The sequence below is a fragment of the Streptomyces albus subsp. albus genome (genome assembly GCF_000725885.1).
Lineage (GTDB): Bacteria > Actinomycetota > Actinomycetes > Streptomycetales > Streptomycetaceae > Streptomyces > Streptomyces albus.
Window position 1 is genome coordinate 1 of record NZ_JODR01000077.1, and the last position, 679, is coordinate 679.

1 protein-coding gene is annotated in these 679 nt (G+C 67.9%); it reads left to right on the forward strand.

Translation table 11 applies throughout. The features are described 5' to 3' along the window. Window positions 1-118: 118 nt before the first annotated feature. Complete coding sequence (locus IO40_RS0132795) at window positions 119-553, forward strand: family 20 glycosylhydrolase (RefSeq protein ID WP_262070665.1); 435 nt, start codon at window positions 119-121, stop codon at window positions 551-553. Window positions 554-679: the final 126 nt, after the last annotated feature.

Here is a 679-nt window from a genome sequence, read left to right on the forward strand (position 1 = left end):
GACAACTTCTTACGCCCCTGCGGAGCCCGGTCCGCTCGGATCTCGAAATCCATCGCACCCCTTGAGCTGGGGTGTTGCGACGACTACTAGAACCTAAGGCGAGTACTGGGCCCCCGGGATCAGCGACGACGAGCTGATCGCGGCGGGGAAGGCGGGCGGCAAGGTCGTGCTGGCGCCGTCCTCCAAGGCGTACCTCGACATGAAGTACACCGAGGACTACCCCGAGTATCCGGTCGGGCAGACCTGGGGCGGCACCGTCACGGTCGAGCAGTCCTACGACTGGAACCCCGACACGCACCTCAAGGGCCTGCCCGCCAAGGCGGTCGCCGGCGTGGAGGCGCCCATGTTCACCGAGACACTGTTCGGCATCCACCAGGTGGAGGACCTCGCCTTCCCGCGGATGCTGGCGATCGCGGAGATCGGCTGGGCGAAGGATTCCTCCCACGACTGGAAGACCTTCGCACCGCGCCTGGCGGCGCAGGGCCCCCGACTGCGCGAGGCCCGCGTGAACTACTACCTGGACCCCGGCGTCCCCTGGCCGATGGGCAGCTGACACCCGCGCCGGGGCTCGCCACGTACGTGACGAAGCGGGTGGGAGGGGTTTCCTCCCACCCGCTTCGGGTGTTCGCATGCGCGGTGCTGTGTGAGTGACTGCCTGCTCAGTAGGCGGAGTCGACGT